Here is a 16,400-nt window from a genome sequence, read left to right on the forward strand (position 1 = left end):
AGTAAAAAAAGCAAGGCGTACGAAATGTGCGCCTTGCGATATCCTATAAAAGTTATTCTGGTTTGAACAGAAAACTCAGAAACCTTACTTTCCTCCGAAAGTAAAACTTACCGGTATATACATTGGAGATGTAATAGCACGTCCGCCAACCATAAATGTAGGCTTGATCTGTACTGTCACATTAGATTTATCCGAACCTATCCCAATGAAATTCTTTGCGATATTTTGAACCGCAGTTTTAGAATTCCCTGACATCAATGTCGCTAAATCTACACCGATATTCAACGGAAGCGTCTGAGATGCTCCTCCTGCAATATTCAAAGCTCGATTGACCTGTCCGGTTGTAAACTGAACATCATCAATGCTGATTATATATTGAAGTCCATTCAATGCTGCCACTGTTGCATTGGGATTCTTCACATCCAGATTTAATGTAAAATTCATAGGAATGGAAGAAGCCGTTCCACCTAAGATAGCAAGTAACTTCGGCACATAAGTCGGAGAAATGCCATTTGATAAATTCATTCCCGACACGTTCAGATTAGCTATATTTTTATATTTATACTCACATTGAGTAATATTATATGCGCTGGTAAGATCATTACCAACTCCGCAAGATGTAAGAAGCACTGAAACAAACAGTACTAATCCCAAGATTTTTTTATTCATATTTAGTTGTTTTGAGTAATAGGGTGCAAGACATTTATTTAATCGTTACCATAGTTGCACCGAAACCGTATTCACGAAACGAAGCATCTTGAATATAAGTATTCTTATATTTGTTTTTGAGCTCATCCAGAATAGACTTTTTCAGAACACCTTCGCCTTTACCATGGATAAATACAATCTTCTGACCTCGTTTCGACTTATTTTCATCCATCACTTCCCTGAACTTGGTCAATTGATAGTCCAGAATATCGGAAGCTTCTAATCCGGCAGTAGTATCTATCAGCTCATCTATATGAAGGTCAACCTCGATAACAAGAGAACTTTCTTTCTTCTTTGCCGCCTGGATACGTGGGCGCTCAGACTGTTTCTTTTCGAACATAGCCTCTGCAATAACCTCTGGTTCTATAGACATTGCTTTTTCCGAAACATCATTTTTCATCAGATAATAGATGATTGCATTTTCATCGAAAAAGTCATTTTCCCTGAAACTATGCAGTTTATAGAACTTTACAGTATCTATGCGAATTTCAGTCGAGCAGGTATTTTTCAGGCTGAAAGGTTTATCCTTCTTGAATGCAAGAAACTGTACACAGACTTTTTCCAGATCATTCAGGTCTGTTTTATCGAATTCCTCCAAGAATATCTTCGTATTTGGCTCTATCGTGCCGATAGCACGGCTTATCCATCCTTTTTCTGCTCGGCTCATATAGCTATAACTCAAGAAGTAGTTGCTGTCATTCACCAAGTAACATTCGTACGAAGAGGTTGACAAATTCTTTTCATCAAGAGGCAGATAGGCCAGACAGGCAGTAATAAGTTCTCCTTCCTTTGTTTCTGTAACGGGAACATCTTGTTCCGGCTTTTCCTGATAAACTGTCCTCGTTGGTTCAGTTACATTTTGAGGCTTTACGGATTGACGCACCTGAGTATCATTTGCAGGCTCTATTACTACGCATTCACGAATAAGCACCGGTGTATCAAACCCGTCATCATCTATTACAACTATATCTTTACCCTGAAATCCTTTTACAATCCCCCCCCCTGTTGTATTCAGAAAGCGTACTTTATCTCCTATTTTCATAATATATGTATATTAAAGAGAAGGCTTATGATCGAAGCCTTTCATATCTGTGCAAAGTTGAGTAATTTTGACGGATAAAAAAAGAGTAGAACCAGATACACTTTGTGTGTTTAGGAAATATAACAATTCGATATACTTTCAGATGAACAATTCCGACCCACGTCACATACATATCAAAGATTTCACCTATGATCTTCCGGATAACCGCATTGCAAAATATCCTTTAGACGAAAGAGATAGTTCGCAACTACTCGTATATAAGAACAGCCAAATCACCGACAGCAATTTCATTTCTATTACTGATTTTCTTCCTTCAGATAGTTTGATGGTATTCAATAACACGAAAGTGATTCAGGCTAGGATGTACTTTCAGAAATCAACAGGAGCACAGATCGAGATCTTTTGTCTTGATCCATACTTTCCTCACGATTACAACCTCATATTCCAAACGACTGATAAATGTTCATGGCATTGCATGATCGGCAATCTTAAGAAATGGAAAGAAGGAGAACTGACCAAAGAAGTCACAATCAAAGGAGACACTTTGCACATAACAGCTAAAAGAATCCACTCGGCAGGACATACACATATTGTAGAATTTTCATGGAATGACCGGCGGTTTACCTTTGCAGACATACTCGACATATGCGGAGAACTACCGATTCCTCCTTATCTAAATCGGGACACGGAAGAAAAAGACAAGGCAACTTATCAAACAGTATATTCGAAGATAAAAGGCTCGGTGGCTGCACCGACAGCCGGATTACACTTCACTGAACGAGTTTTTACCAACTTAAAGGATAAGGGAATCGAGACAGATGAAGTAACACTGCACGTGGGAGCAGGAACTTTCAAGCCGGTAAAAAGCGACACGATCAATGATCATGAGATGCACTCCGAATTTATATCCGTACGGAAAGAGACCATAGAACATCTTTTATCCCATCAGGGAAACATCATTGCAGTAGGGACTACTTCGGTAAGAACCCTCGAAAGCCTGTTTTACATCGGTGCAGGACTCGAAACCAATCCGAACCCCGAACATCTGAAAGTAGATCAATGGCAGCCATATGATTCTTCACAAAATCTTATCACAAAAGATAAGGCTCTCCGAAATATTTTAGACTACCTTGCAGAAAATTCTTTGAAGGTGCTTTTGGCAGATACGCAAATAATAATAGCTCCGGGCTATGAGTTTAAGATCGTGACCGGTATAGTCACTAACTTTCATCAGCCGCAGAGCACCCTTTTATTATTGGTTTCGGCTTTTGTAAAAGGCGATTGGAAGACTATCTATAATCACGCGCTAACTCACGATTATCGTTTTCTGAGTTATGGTGATTCGTCACTATTGCTTCGATAGTTTCATGGTCGTATTGAGCTAAGCCTTCTTCAATGGTTTTAAAAACATATCCCTGCTCCTTTAGCCATTCAATAGCCAAAGGCAAGGCATATTTCATATTTTTCTCGGCTTTCAATGAGTCGTGAAATACAATAACCGATCCATTGCGGGTATAGTCTTTAACATTGTCCAATACCTGCTCGGGGGTCATACGTTTGCTGTAATCACGTGTCACAACGTCCCACAAAATAATATGGTAGTTTTTCTTTAATCTGAAAAACTGAGGAAGACGCAGGTGTCCATGCGGCGGACGGAAAAGAGGAGAATCTATATACTGAGATGCCAATTCGGCATTCTTCATATAATTCGCCGTACGGGTTTTTAATCCCTGTATGTGGTTGAAGGTATGGTTACCTACACTATGCCCCCGTCTAAGTACTTCGGCATACTCTTCGGGGTGCTTTCTCACATTATCTCCTACACAAAAAAATGTAGCTTTTATATTATATTGGTCTAATACATCAAGTACCCAAGGAGTGATCTCGGGAATGGGACCATCATCAAATGTGAGATATATTACTTTTTCTTCTTTACTTGGCATTCTCCATATCCCTCCTGGAAAGAGAAGCCTGTAAATAAACGGTGGTTGCTCTATAAACATTGTTTAATTTAGAGTCACAGACCCTTTTATTATTTCTTTATGTATTGCAGCAACAATCTATTACATTCAATCATAACTGCTTATTACTAATAAAAAACACCTTGTATAAGGGCGGAAATTACCCAACCCTTATACATAGATGCAATTTTTTGTTATTCGTTGCTTCGCGCAGCATATTCTTGTAATAAAGCCGGACTATATTGCTGCATTAACTGCATCGATTTGCGTGAAAGCTCTTCTTCGAGCTTCTGATTTTGCGAATCATGTTCTGCAATATAATATCCGCGGATAGAAACATCTGTCAGATTTTTCAAGGCATAGTTACCAAGGGTTGAAGCCCTGTTCTGGTAATATTTCTGCACATATCCCTGCAGCCTTTCTACCATTGATTTGTATTTATCCATCATTCCGTTTTGCTGATATACCATCGCTATACGGAGCAGGTTGTCGTAATATTCACGAATATCAGCAGTACTGTTATTCATTTGTTCCGGATTCAGACGGCTATACCAATTCAGGGATTGCTCTGATCTGTCTTCAATAATCTTTCTGATATTCTCTGCTTTTTCGGGTTGTCCCAGCTTGTAATAGAAATCAATAAACGATATCGATTCTCCACCCATAGGCACTGTTGCAGCAGGAATAACTTTGATACAGTAATCAAGAGCCGATAAAGCTTTCTCGTTCTTGCCTTCGGTAATTAGAGCTGAGATCAATTGGCTGAACATCAATCTGAATGTTTTGCAGGTACGCATATTGTTTTCATCCAGATACACTTTCGGATTTTCGATACCTCCCCACTTAAATTTATTCACCATGTTATCGTAAGCCACCTCTGTATTTACTCCGGTCTCACTTACAACTCCGGGGGTTATCCTGTAAGCCATTCCCTCAAGAGAGAAGTTCTTATCCTGCATGTTCATATACATATCTGAGCCGACAGTTGTCGCAAAATAGATAGGACGCTCCCAATTACCTTTATTGATATTGCTCAGCATTTCCATGATCATCAATTCCTGACGATACACAACGCTCTTGCCTCCAAGATTGATAAACATATAAGGAAGCGGTTTTGCGTTTAATGTTTTCCAGTCAACCTTGCTGGTATCAACTTTCATATAAAGAAGGTTACCCGGAACCACTAATTCATCGTTACTTTGAATAAATGGATTTTTCGGTACATAACTGAAGTTTGTTCTCAATGTATTCATCAACTCTTCCAAAGGAACAGTATCTGTAAATACACTCTTATCGTAATAAGCCGAAAGATCTATATTCTGCTCATTACCGAGTTTATCCATCCATGAGTTACCCGAACCCTGACTCAGTTGCTGTTTAAGATAAGCTTCTATCTGTTCTTTTGTGATAACGTAAGCATATTGTCCTTTATCTCCAATGTAGTGAGATTTATCCCATTCGATAGGAAGAGCTGGAGAATCATATGCCTGACGGCGCATCTGATCCACATACCAGTCTGTTTGCAAATAGCTGAGATTGGTCACGCGGACATCGGTACGGAAACCTTCAACCTCCTGTGCATACCATAAAGGGAACGTATCATTATCACCATTGGTAAATACAATACCATCTTTGGCTATACTACGCAGATAATTCATCCCGAAATCACGCATAGTATAACGTCCCGAGCGATCGTGGTCGTCCCATGTCTGCGAAGCCATTTGTACAGGAACAATAAGTCCGATAACAGATACCACAGCAGCGGCGGCTGTTTCGGGCAGATACCGTTTTGCCAAGTGCCACAATCCTGCTATACCTAAACCGATCCAGATACTAAACGCATAGAACGATCCGGCATAAGCATAATCACGTTCACGAGGTTCATATGGTTTCTGATTCAAATAAAGAACAATGGCAAGCCCGGTCATAAAGAATAACATAAAGGTTACCCATAACTGCTGTTCACCTCTCTTTCCTCTCGACAGCTGATACACTAAACCTATAATACCAAGTATCAGAGGCATCATATAAAATACATTATGTCCTTTGTTATTGGCGATATCCGGCGGTAGATTATCCTGAGGCCCAAGACCTAAAACATGTTCGTCGATAAAGCTGATACCTGTTATCCAGTTACCGTTGCTGATACCTCCTGATGACGCAACATCATTCTGACGACCTGAGAAGTTCCACATAAAATATCTCCAGTACATAAAATTGATCTGGTAAGAGAACAAGTATTGGATATTCTGGAAAAATGTCGGCGGAATTTTAGGATCAGTCACTCCTCCCCAATTCCGGTAACCACTCATATGGCGGGATTCATCGGAGTACATACGGGGAAAGAACATCGTATTTGTATAATCATACGTCGGAGACTCACTTGCTACAAAATAGCGGTCTTTTTCATCCGGAGATTTCTTAACTATTTTATCGTATTTCTTTTTCTTCGAAGCTTCAACGGCTCTACCGTTGTAGTCTCTTTTCACATCAGAAGCATAAGTACGGCCGTAAAACAAAGGAGAATCGCCATATTGTTCACGGTTCAGGTAATCAGTCAGAGAAAATACATCTTCCGGTGAATTCTGATCCATTGGTGTATTTGCTGTAGAACGGATCGGAATAATCGCAAACGATGAATACCCGATTAAAATCACCAGCAGACACAACAGCGAAGTATTTACCATACGGAAAGTAACCTTCTTGCTTTTCACACAAAATGCAATCAATCCGCCAAGCAGAATAATCCATAACACCCATCCTGATCCGATGAAGGTAATTCCCGAAAGAGCCATACTCAACACAAATGCAATCTTGGCTCTTTTCAGATTTCCTTTTGCTGACAATGTTTCGAACAGTCCCCAAGCAATGGATGCCAATAATATAATAAGGTATGTGAATACACCGGAGTTATATGATAAGCCTAATGTATTAACAAAGAAAAGTTCAACTTGTCCTCCGACTTTTGTAAACCCGGGAATAACACCGTACATTAGTACAACGATCAAACCCAAAGATCCGGCCAAAGCCAATAATATTCCTTTGAAATTAGGACTCTCTACTTTTTTGAAATAATATACAAGAACGATCGCAGGGATACAAAGCAGGTTCAATAAGTGAACGCCTATCGAAAGCCCCATCATATAAGCGATAAGTACCAGCCATTTATCCGATCCCGGTTGATCCGCCCTGTTCTCCCATTTTAGAATAAGCCAGAAAACAAGAGCCGTAAACATCGAAGAATAAGCGTAAACCTCGCCTTCGACAGCCGAAAACCAAAATGTATCAGAGAATGTATATACTAATGCACCTACAAGACCCGAACCGATAATAGTGATCATTTGACCCAAAGTCATTCCTTTTGATGAGTCGGTGTAGATCAGTTTCTTTGCCAGATGGGTTATTGTCCAAAATAAGAAAAGAATAGTAAGAGCACTAAGCAATGCTGACATCGAATTGACCATCTTAGCTACCTGAGACGGATCTGAAGCAAATAAAGTGAAAAATTTACCTGTCAACATAAAGAAAGGAGCACCGGGAGGGTGTCCTACCTCAAATTTATATGCTGATGTTATAAACTCGCCGCAATCCCAAAAACTCGCTGTTGGCTCTATAGTCATCAGGTAAACAACAGCAGCGATTGCAAAACTTAACCATCCAAAGACATTATTGACTAAGTTATATCTCTTCATATTCTGGATTAGATAATTAGCTCGGATATTCTCTCTAAAATACCCAAAATGTAACTTCCTCTTTTATAATCAATGTGCAAAGATAGTTAATTGGATGGAACTAAATAGTTTCATTATTCTTTTTTAAGGTCTCAGACCGATTATTGCTTTTGTAAAGCAGTACAACAACAGACGGTTGCTGCTTTAAAACATCTCATTTTATATAAATTCGAAAAGGTTACAAAAGTTACTAAGTTAATGTATAATAACAGCTCGATTACTATTAATTTCGAAGCAGCAGTTGAAAAATGTTCTTTTTCTACTACGCGCAATCATAGATTGCTTGTATTCCTTTTGGCCAAAGCCCCAAAAGGAATCAAAAAGTCTTTGGCGCTTCGAGGCTCTGTCTATCTGACAACGTTCACGGACGAAACTAAATAAAACTCGCTCTACGAGCTCAAACAGCATTTAGTTTAAACGTCCGTTTCACTGGTCAGATTACGGCTTCACCTCTGTATGCGCCTTGGCTAACGCACAACTTCGATTGCGCCAGCCTACAAAAGGGTCTGTGACCCTCGGGATGAAGGCGCAGCTTTGATTTTTTGTTTCGTTTTGCATCAAGGCAAAATGAAAAACAAGTCCGGGAGGGTGTATTAGAAAAATAGCTCAACTTAAAAGAACGATTTTATCGGTACAATTATTAATTAGTATTATAATTTTCGATTCATTGAAAAAGGTTACAAAAGTGACAATAAAATAAGTTATCAGACTTCATTTTCGCAGGCCTGCTGTTCCACTGTTTTTTGTCCTTCTGATTCACGCAGCCACTTTTGATACTTTCTCTCTCTTTCCTCTTCCCATAATTGGTCTTCCAGCTCTTGCTGTAAAATACGTTCTTCTTCCTTTAGTTGCAAAAGAATTTTTTTCTCTTTATTGTTGATGTCGCTTTCTTTGGATATCGCCATTTTGAGGGTCTTTTCATCCGGAGAGTATTCTTTCATCGTTACGGTTTTTCCGGTCAGATACAATTCGCCATACTCATCCACTGCATATTTATAGCGGGTTGTAGTAACTGTACGTCCCTGTTCTATTCTCTGTTTGAGTATCTGACGTGCTTTCTGAGACAGACGTTCATCTCTCTCCAGACGGGCATTCTCAACCATCCCCTCAAAATCGGGATATTTAATCATCCACTGATAAAATGTTTTTCGGCTGATATTGTGTACTGAGCAGATTTCTCCCAGTGTATACTCATCCTGTTCTATTGCTTCTGCTATTTTCTTTCCTAGTTTTTCTGTGTACTTTGCCATAATTTGAATGTGTTTTTTAGGATAGATAAAAAATGAGATTTCCGACAGTTCAATCGTAAAACATTATCTTTGTCCAAATAATAATCATCAAATCAATAAGCCATGTACTTAATACATAATGCAACAATTATAAACGAAGGAAAGTCTTTTACAGGATCAGTCCTTGTAGATGGAGAACTGATACAAACCATCTATAAAACGACAGGAGATGTTCCTCAAGACATACTCAATAGAGCCGAAATCATCGATGGAACGGGACGTTGGCTTATTCCGGGAGTAATCGATGATCAGGTACATTTTCGTGATCCCGGACTGACACACAAGGGTGATATTACGACAGAAAGCAAAGCCGCTATCGCAGGAGGTGTCACATCATATATGGAGATGCCCAACACCAAACCTCAGACTACAACCATAGATGCTTTAAATACAAAGTTCGAATCAGCCTCCGAACGATCATATTCTAACTACTCATTCTATCTGGGAGCAACCAATGATAATCTGGATGAATTGAAAAAAGTTGACAAAAAAAATGTCTGTGGTATAAAAATATTCATGGGATCTTCTACCGGTAATATGCTTGTTGATAAACGTAAGGCATTGGAGTCAATCTTCGGTGAAATCGACATGTTGATCGCAACCCATTGCGAAGAAGAAGAAATTATACAGAAAAACATAGCCTATTACAAAGGGCTGTATGGCGAAGATGCCCCTGTAAAATATCATCCATTGATACGGAGCGCAGAGGCTTGTTATCAATCATCCGCAAAAGCTATAGAACTTGCAGACAAACATGGAGCAAGGCTACATATATTACATTTATCCACCGCCCGTGAAATCAGCTTATTTGATATAAAACCGTTGATTGATAAAAAAATCACGGGAGAAGTTTGTGTACATCATCTTTGGTTTTCGGATGAAGATTATGAAAAATATGGCACACGCATTAAATGGAATCCTGCCGTAAAAACGAAGGAAGACAGAGAAGCTCTGATGAAGGGTCTTTTAAGCGGTAAACTTGATGTTATAGCAACCGATCACGCCCCTCACCTACTTGAAGAAAAAATCGGAGGATGTTTTAAAGCAGCATCAGGAGGCCCATTGGTTCAACATTCTTTACAAATGATGCTGGAACTTGCTAAAAATGGAAAAATAAGCAAAGAAGATGTGGTAGACAAAATGTGTCATGCTCCGGCAACCTTATTCAGAGTACACAAGAGAGGATATATCAGGGAAGGCTATTTTGCAGATCTTGTTTTAGTAAATCCCGAAAAAAGCTATACAATTACCCAGGAAAACATTCTCTACAAATGTAAATGGTCTCCACTCGAAGGTGAAACAGTTTCCTCCACTATCGAAAAGACATTTCTTAATGGACAGATAGCTTTTGAAAATGGAATAATCAAGGAAATTAAAGGTAAAGCTTTGACTTTCGATTACTAAATTCTCAGACCTTTTTGCCTCATTTTCCCTTCGATAATTATTAATTGTTGACTTTGTAAGCATAACCAGCAAAGCAGGTCATTGCTTTAAAAAACATCATTTAATACTTTCTGTTACTTATTAATATCTCTATCGTTTTAGTATTTATTACAACATTTTATTATTATAAAAAGAAAGACCTTCAGTTTTCACTGAAGGTCTTTTCCTTATATCTTAGAGTTGTTATTCTATCACAAATATTACTACACGATTCCATTCATTTACTGTAAATGGCTGTATTCTATCTCCCGACCAGTTAATAGAAACCCGTGTCGGATTAATACCATATTTTTCGACAAGAGCTTGAGACACCGCTTTAGATCTACGTTCCGACAATTTCATGTTATATTCCGGGTAAGCAGTCTTTTTATCGGCATAACCGGTAACCACAACATTAACTTCAGGGTGCTGATTCAAATAATTAGCAGCTTTATCTATCTTAATCCATTCTGATTGATCAATTACAGATTTATCAATTCTAAAGAATACAGGATCCGGTAAGAATTTAATATCGGTCGAAGGTCTAACGACTTCCACAGGTGGTGGCGGTGGAGGACATGTCGGACATTTCTGATTAGCGATAGTCTCTCTTAATGTATTAACTTGATTGTTCAATCTGTTAATTAATTCTGCATCCATTGGTTCCGCAACCTGCCAATTAGTTTTCCCGAACTTATATGCTAAAGACAATGTCGCTTGTCCGATGGCATCCATACTTTTCTCATCACCAACTTGGCCATCGAATGAATCACTGACCAATGACCCTGAAAACTCAGCATGCAAAGCTAATCTTTCACTTAATCTGAATTTTGAGATAATACCGGCATGAGCACCTACAAGCATTATATTATCATTCCCCATATGAGAGAAAGCATTATACAAACCAATCCCTCCAAAAGGAGTTAATTCAAAGAATCGTTTAGGATTATAATTTCCCACAAGATTAAAGAAGTCAAACATGAAATCAATGTTTACTTGAAAATAGCGGACATGATCCACATATAAAGCTCCTTTTTGTCCCGGTTTCCAGAAATAAGTATTCCCATTTTTACCAATAACAGATTCTTCACTACCGGGATTTGAGGTATTCCAGCCTCTATAATTCCATGTAGGATCCCAAGTCAACATACTAGGGTCACCTTGATATTCTTTACCCGGATAACCTGGTTTACCAAGCACACTTTGACCTAAATAGTTTTTGGTTCCGTGATTCCATTTCACATATGTTCCGAATTGCCCGTCATTATATCCATGCAATGAACCTCCGGTAAAGTTCAGCCTCAAACCCCATATAGGAGAAAAATATTTCGAGATAGAAATTTGGGGAGCAAAGGTCACAGACTTGGAGAAAGAGCCTTTATTATCATCAATACCAAATAACTTCTGAGCACCACCCCCAACGGAGATAGTCCAGTTATCCTTAAAAGCATTTTTCTTCCAAGTTGTTTTATAAGTATTGTATGTCTGATTTGGTTGACCATATTCAACTTCATCAGGAATCAAATCTCGGCTCAACTCATCCTGAGCTGACAATGTAAATATCCCACTAGAAAACAAGAGTGACAGGAATAAGACCTTGCTATTCATACTAAACATATGTTAATGTTAATCCTAAATACATGTAATACTCCGCAAATATATATTGTTTTTTTGTATTCTGAAACAAATAATTCCTTTTTTCTCTTTTTAACGGAAGAAATTAGATCCTCATATAGAGAATTCTACCCCCTTGTTTATACAAAAACAATCCAAAAAATTCCTATATTTGCCCATAAGTATTTCTTAAATAAACCACCCATATAAATGTTAACAAAACCCTTTTATACATCTTCGAAAGCTATTATTTTCACAAAAAATAAGTTAAACGCCTTTATGAATAAATTTGGTTTTACCGATAAAGAGGATGATCTATGTAAATACTCCAATAAAATATGTTTCGCCCTTTTTCTTATTTTTGTTTTTTTAACTATTTTAACACTAAATATATTAACTCCTTTAATTGGTGATGACTTCGTTTATAGTTTTGTTTACCAAACAAATCAAAAGCTATCGTCTTTAAATGATATAATCATATCACAACAGCTCCATTACAGCAAATGGGGCGGAAGAACCGTCGTACACCTTATAGATCAACTTTTATTATACAATTACTCTCCACTAAGAACAGATTTACTGAATAGCATCGCATATACTTTACTTATTATCGTGGTATACAGTCATGTCACAGCAAGACGAACATTCAGCCCAAACTTATTAGTTATCATATTCTGCCTTATGTGGTTTATACAACCCGTATTTGCCGAAACATGCTTGTGGCTGACAGGAAGCAGTAATTATCTGTGGGGGACACTCCTCATATTACTATTCTTATTACCTTACAGACTGTACAGCAATAAGAAAAAGAACTTATACAAACGACTAATCTACATTTTCACCATGTTTATCTGTGGAATTATAACAGGATGGACAAATGAGAATACGGCTGCCGCAATGATTGTCATGATCTTATCATTCATCTACTACTATAAATCGGAAAAATGGAATATTCCTTTCTGGGCTTATGCCGGACTCGCCGGGGCAATAATCGGGTATATATTGATGATAGCCGCTCCCGGTAATTTCGCCAGAGCCAGTGAAGCTCCATCACTAAGCTTCTTCCTAATTATCTACAGGCTGCTGACGTACACTCAACGGCTGATTATATATTTAGGTGCATTGAATCTGGCATTAATTGTCTGCTACTTTATATATAAAAAGACTGAAAGTAAAGAGAAGATCAGCGATTTTCGTTATATAGCTGTTTATTTTATCGGAGTATTCGTTTCCATCTATGTTATGATTGCATCTCCATCATTTCCTGCAAGGGCATGGTTTGGTACAATCTGTTTCAACATAATCGCATTCGGAATAATGTACCGCCGGTTAAATAACAGCGATAAACTGGTAAAAAACATCAAAACAGCCCTTTTTATCGGATCTATCTTTATATTTGCAGCCAGTTATTATGATGCATACAAAGATGTCTCGAACATAAATAACATTTGGAAAGAAAGAGAGCTTATTATAGCCGAAAAGAAAAAAACAGGAGCCGATTCCGTAACATTCAAAGAATATCAGGCAAAAACAAAATTCGGATTGGGAGATACGTATTATGCTCTGCCCTATATTTCGAAATATTACGAAATTGAATTTATTCTCGAAAAATAAGACACATGCAAGCTATTCTGATTACAGCATATAAAAACATAGAACACCTCGAAGAAATCGTCCGTTTTTTCGGAGAAGAGTTCAATATCTATATCCACATAGACAAGAAAAGCAAGATAACGACTGAATCAATAGACGAATTGCTAAAGAATAAAAACATTGCTTATATCTCCCGCCAATATAAAATAAACTGGGGAGGACTAAATCACCTGTTAGCCATAGTAGAATTAGCCGAACAAGCCTTCAGTGATGAGCGGAACGAATACTTTCACCTGATTACGGGACACGATTTTCCCATCAAGTCAAAAAATGACTTTTCCGATTTCATCAATAAAAACAAACATTCCAATTATATGGAATACCACAAGCTCCCCTATGCCGATTGGCCGGAAGGAGGAATGGATCGTCTATCGAGATATAATCTATATGATTTGATCGACGGCAGAACCGGAAGCAAGGAAATATTACTGAAACGTTTCTCAAAAATCCAAAAACTATTAGGTATCAAAAGACGTTTATCTAATAACTTCCCCGACCAATACGGAGGATCGACTTATTGGTCATTAAACAGGGAGGCACTTGAATACACTTTTTCCTTTATGAGAAACAACCCTGATTACTTGAAGAGGTTTAAATATACATTCTGTGCAGAAGAAATTTTCTTCCAGACGATATTATTAAATTCTCCGCTCAAAGAAACGATCATAAATAACAACCTGCGATTTATTGTCTGGGAAAATAGGAATGGAAATTTTCCGGCAAATCTAGACAATACAGACTATAACAATATTAAAAAATCAGAGGCTTTATTTGCCCGAAAGTTTGAGTATCCTGCGTCGACCGGATTATTGGCTATAATAAAGCAAGACATTATATAATTATATTATATCGAAAAGTATGCAAAATAAGAAGGTATTAGTGTTTCTAGCAAAGGCATTTGAAACTATGGAATTTTGCGTCTTTATAGATATTCTCGGCTGGGCAAGAGTTGACTACGGACATAATCTGCTAGTCGACACTTGTGGTTTTACTGAAAAAGTCATAAGCACTTTCAATATACCTGTAACGGTTGATAAAACCATTGGAGAAATAAACGTTGACGAATATGATGCATTAGCAATACCGGGAGGATTTGAAGAATTTGGTTTTTATGAAGAAGCCTACAACGAAAGATTCTTAGAATTAATTAAAGAGTTTGATGCAAAAGGTAAAATTATCGCAACTGTTTGTACCGGGGCACTTCCTTTAGGTAAAAGTGGAGTTCTTAAAAATCGGAAAGCAACCACTTATCATTTGAATAATGGTTACAGGCAAAAAGAACTGAAAGGATTTGGAGTGAATGTTGTGAATGAAAGAATAGTCGTTGATGGTAATATCATTACGTCTTATTGTCCAGAGACAGCACCAAGTGTAGCATTTGAATTATTAAAAATGCTGACCTCTGAGGAAGATATGTCAGTAATAAAAAAAGCTATGGGTTTTGAGGAAGAAGAATTTATAATCCAAAAGAATATCAACAAAAAAGTCTGAACCTTTAATTCTAAAAATACCCTGTTTATGGTATTTGAATTATAGCCCGGAGAGAATAACTTTGTATTAAGATTAAAACAATAAAAAAACAGGTCGAATACCTTCAGCTAATCAATATTGCAAAAAGGTCTGAGACCTTAAAACAATAAAAATTATGGGAACAATAGCAAAAAAATTAACAGACCTGATCGGTAACACTCCTTTACTCGAACTTTCGAACTACGAGAAAAAACATAATCTGGAAGCAAAAGTTATAGGTAAATTAGAATATTTCAATCCTGCATCAAGTGTAAAAGACCGCATTGCTCTAGCAATGATCACCGATGCTGAAGAAAAAGGCTTATTAAAACAAGATAGCGTAATTATTGAACCTACCAGTGGAAATACAGGTATAGGGTTGGCTTTTGTATCGGCAGCCAAGGGATATAAACTAACCCTGACTATGCCCGAAACGATGAGTATAGAACGCCGCAATTTATTAAAAGCCCTTGGAGCAAATATAGTATTGACTCCCGGTCCTGATGGCATGAAAGGAGCTATAGCAAAAGCAAACGAATTGAAAGAGACTACTCCTAATGCAGTAATTCTCCAACAATTCGAAAACCCTGCAAACCCGGCGATCCACCGTAAAACCACAGCCGAAGAAATATGGCGAGACACAGATGGAAAAGTAGATATCGTTGTTGCCGGAGTAGGAACAGGAGGTACAGTAAGCGGCGTAGGAGAAGTACTGAAACAACGCAACCCTAATATTCAGATTGTAGCTGTAGAACCTACCGATTCTCCCGTTCTATCGGGAGGAAAGCCAGGCCCTCACAAAATACAGGGTATCGGAGCCGGTTTTATTCCTAAAACATATGATGCAAGTGTTGTCGATGAAATTATTCAGGTACAAAATGACGATGCAATCCGTACCAGCAGAATATTAGCCCGCGAAGAAGGACTACTTGTCGGAATATCATCAGGCGCAGCTGTATATGCAGCAGCCGAATTGGCGAAACGCCCCGAAAATAAAGGCAAAAATATTGTAGCGATATTACCCGATACAGGAGAACGCTACTTATCAACCGTTCTTTACGCATTTGAAGAATATCCTCTATAAATAAGAAAGAGTAGAAATAAAAATAGAAAGAAGACTGCATTTAGCGGTCTGAGACCGAAAACCGGAAGATTGTTCATTTACAATCTTCCGGTTTTCTTTGTTTAGAATATGTCTAATTTTACAGTAATTATGAGGAACAGTGTCTTAAATACTACATCAAACTCGAATAATCGCTAAAAATTATTATAAAAATTAAAAATCTCACTACTTCTAGGTATTGCAGGCCTTTTACATTCAATCTACATTTGCTATCGTAAAATTAGCTAATTGTCGACAATCCGGATTTACAGGGTATATAACCCTTATCATTTGGTATTGAATGTGGTACAACAATAAGGCCGCCAACCTTTTGTTCATTATAGCACAAGAAATACCCGATGATAATTA

The 16,400-nt window shown here is 37.9% G+C and carries 11 protein-coding genes and 1 pseudogene; 6 read left to right on the plus strand and 6 right to left on the minus strand.

The features are described 5' to 3' along the window. Window positions 1-84 precede the first annotated feature (84 nt). Together AABJ51_RS13030 and AABJ51_RS13035 are read right to left on the minus strand one after the other, a co-directional pair. Complete coding sequence (locus tag AABJ51_RS13030) at window positions 85-669, minus strand: LEA type 2 family protein (RefSeq protein ID WP_338372858.1); 585 nt, start codon at window positions 667-669, stop codon at window positions 85-87. A gap of 34 nt (window positions 670-703) precedes the next feature. Further along, window positions 704-1,750: a DUF2027 domain-containing protein gene (locus AABJ51_RS13035; RefSeq protein ID WP_338372859.1), complete on the minus strand. Its 1,047-nt coding sequence runs from the start codon at window positions 1,748-1,750 to the stop codon at window positions 704-706. A 142-nt stretch (window positions 1,751-1,892) separates the two neighbouring features. Here AABJ51_RS13035 and AABJ51_RS13040 point away from each other — a divergent pair, with 142 nt between their 5' ends. Continuing rightward, the gene (locus AABJ51_RS13040) at window positions 1,893-3,113 is read left to right on the plus strand and encodes an S-adenosylmethionine:tRNA ribosyltransferase-isomerase (protein ID WP_338372860.1); all 1,221 of its coding nucleotides are present in this window, start codon (window positions 1,893-1,895) and stop codon (window positions 3,111-3,113) included. Between the two features lie 28 nt (window positions 3,114-3,141). On the opposite strand, the pseudogene AABJ51_RS13045 reads toward AABJ51_RS13040, so the two are convergent. From AABJ51_RS13045 to AABJ51_RS13055, 3 genes and pseudogenes are all read right to left on the minus strand, one after another. Continuing rightward, window positions 3,142-3,753, minus strand: a pseudogene (locus tag AABJ51_RS13045) (polysaccharide deacetylase family protein); the annotation flags it as partial. A gap of 152 nt (window positions 3,754-3,905) precedes the next feature. Continuing rightward, window positions 3,906-7,403: a glycosyltransferase family 117 protein gene (locus tag AABJ51_RS13050; RefSeq protein WP_338372861.1), complete on the minus strand. Its 3,498-nt coding sequence runs from the start codon at window positions 7,401-7,403 to the stop codon at window positions 3,906-3,908. A gap of 743 nt (window positions 7,404-8,146) precedes the next feature. After that, window positions 8,147-8,692, minus strand: a complete 546-nt coding sequence (locus AABJ51_RS13055) for a terminase small subunit-like protein (RefSeq protein WP_338372862.1) — start codon at window positions 8,690-8,692, stop codon at window positions 8,147-8,149. A gap of 102 nt (window positions 8,693-8,794) precedes the next feature. Between AABJ51_RS13055 and AABJ51_RS13060 the strand changes: the two genes are divergently transcribed. Next, window positions 8,795-10,135: a dihydroorotase gene (locus AABJ51_RS13060; RefSeq protein WP_338372863.1), complete on the plus strand. Its 1,341-nt coding sequence runs from the start codon at window positions 8,795-8,797 to the stop codon at window positions 10,133-10,135. Window positions 10,136-10,357: 222 nt separating this feature from the next. Here AABJ51_RS13060 and AABJ51_RS13065 read toward each other — a convergent pair whose 3' ends face one another. Beyond that, a complete protein-coding gene (locus tag AABJ51_RS13065; RefSeq protein ID WP_338372864.1) occupies window positions 10,358-11,761 on the minus strand; it encodes an OmpA family protein in 1,404 nt (467 codons plus the stop codon). A 285-nt stretch (window positions 11,762-12,046) separates the two neighbouring features. Here AABJ51_RS13065 and AABJ51_RS13070 point away from each other — a divergent pair, with 285 nt between their 5' ends. The 4 genes from AABJ51_RS13070 to cysK all read left to right on the plus strand — a co-directional run bounded on the left by AABJ51_RS13070 (window position 12,047) and on the right by cysK (window position 16,013). After that, entirely contained in the window at window positions 12,047-13,381 is a 1,335-nt protein-coding gene (locus tag AABJ51_RS13070; protein WP_338372865.1) for a DUF3329 domain-containing protein, read from the plus strand. A 5-nt stretch (window positions 13,382-13,386) separates the two neighbouring features. Then, complete coding sequence (locus tag AABJ51_RS13075; protein WP_288210372.1) at window positions 13,387-14,259, plus strand: beta-1,6-N-acetylglucosaminyltransferase; 873 nt, start codon at window positions 13,387-13,389, stop codon at window positions 14,257-14,259. Between the two features lie 19 nt (window positions 14,260-14,278). Next, window positions 14,279-14,911 carry a DJ-1/PfpI family protein gene (locus tag AABJ51_RS13080; protein ID WP_338372866.1) on the plus strand — a complete coding sequence of 211 codons (633 nt, stop codon included), beginning with the start codon at window positions 14,279-14,281 and terminating at the stop codon, window positions 14,909-14,911. Window positions 14,912-15,065: 154 nt separating this feature from the next. Continuing rightward, window positions 15,066-16,013, plus strand: a complete 948-nt coding sequence (cysK, locus tag AABJ51_RS13085) for a cysteine synthase A (protein WP_134437254.1) — start codon at window positions 15,066-15,068, stop codon at window positions 16,011-16,013. Window positions 16,014-16,400 lie beyond the last annotated feature (387 nt).

This window comes from Indolivaga capnocytophagoides, assembly GCF_036511535.1.
Taxonomy (GTDB): domain Bacteria; phylum Bacteroidota; class Bacteroidia; order Bacteroidales; family Dysgonomonadaceae; genus Dysgonomonas_A; species Dysgonomonas_A capnocytophagoides.

What these genes read in the sequence shown, in the direction of transcription:
- AABJ51_RS13030 (WP_338372858.1), bottom strand. Translation starts at nt 669, where the DNA reads ATGAATAAAAAAATCTTGGGATTAGTACTGTTTGTTTCAGTGCTTCTT.
- AABJ51_RS13035 (WP_338372859.1), bottom strand. Translation starts at nt 1,750, where the DNA reads ATGAAAATAGGAGATAAAGTACGCTTTCTGAATACAACAGGGGGGGGG.
- AABJ51_RS13040 (WP_338372860.1), top strand. Translation starts at nt 1,893, where the DNA reads ATGAACAATTCCGACCCACGTCACATACATATCAAAGATTTCACCTAT.
- AABJ51_RS13050 (WP_338372861.1), bottom strand. Translation starts at nt 7,403, where the DNA reads ATGAAGAGATATAACTTAGTCAATAATGTCTTTGGATGGTTAAGTTTT.
- AABJ51_RS13055 (WP_338372862.1), bottom strand. Translation starts at nt 8,692, where the DNA reads ATGGCAAAGTACACAGAAAAACTAGGAAAGAAAATAGCAGAAGCAATA.
- AABJ51_RS13060 (WP_338372863.1), top strand. Translation starts at nt 8,795, where the DNA reads ATGTACTTAATACATAATGCAACAATTATAAACGAAGGAAAGTCTTTT.
- AABJ51_RS13065 (WP_338372864.1), bottom strand. Translation starts at nt 11,761, where the DNA reads ATGAATAGCAAGGTCTTATTCCTGTCACTCTTGTTTTCTAGTGGGATA.
- AABJ51_RS13070 (WP_338372865.1), top strand. Translation starts at nt 12,047, where the DNA reads ATGAATAAATTTGGTTTTACCGATAAAGAGGATGATCTATGTAAATAC.
- AABJ51_RS13075 (WP_288210372.1), top strand. Translation starts at nt 13,387, where the DNA reads ATGCAAGCTATTCTGATTACAGCATATAAAAACATAGAACACCTCGAA.
- AABJ51_RS13080 (WP_338372866.1), top strand. Translation starts at nt 14,279, where the DNA reads ATGCAAAATAAGAAGGTATTAGTGTTTCTAGCAAAGGCATTTGAAACT.
- cysK (WP_134437254.1), top strand. Translation starts at nt 15,066, where the DNA reads ATGGGAACAATAGCAAAAAAATTAACAGACCTGATCGGTAACACTCCT.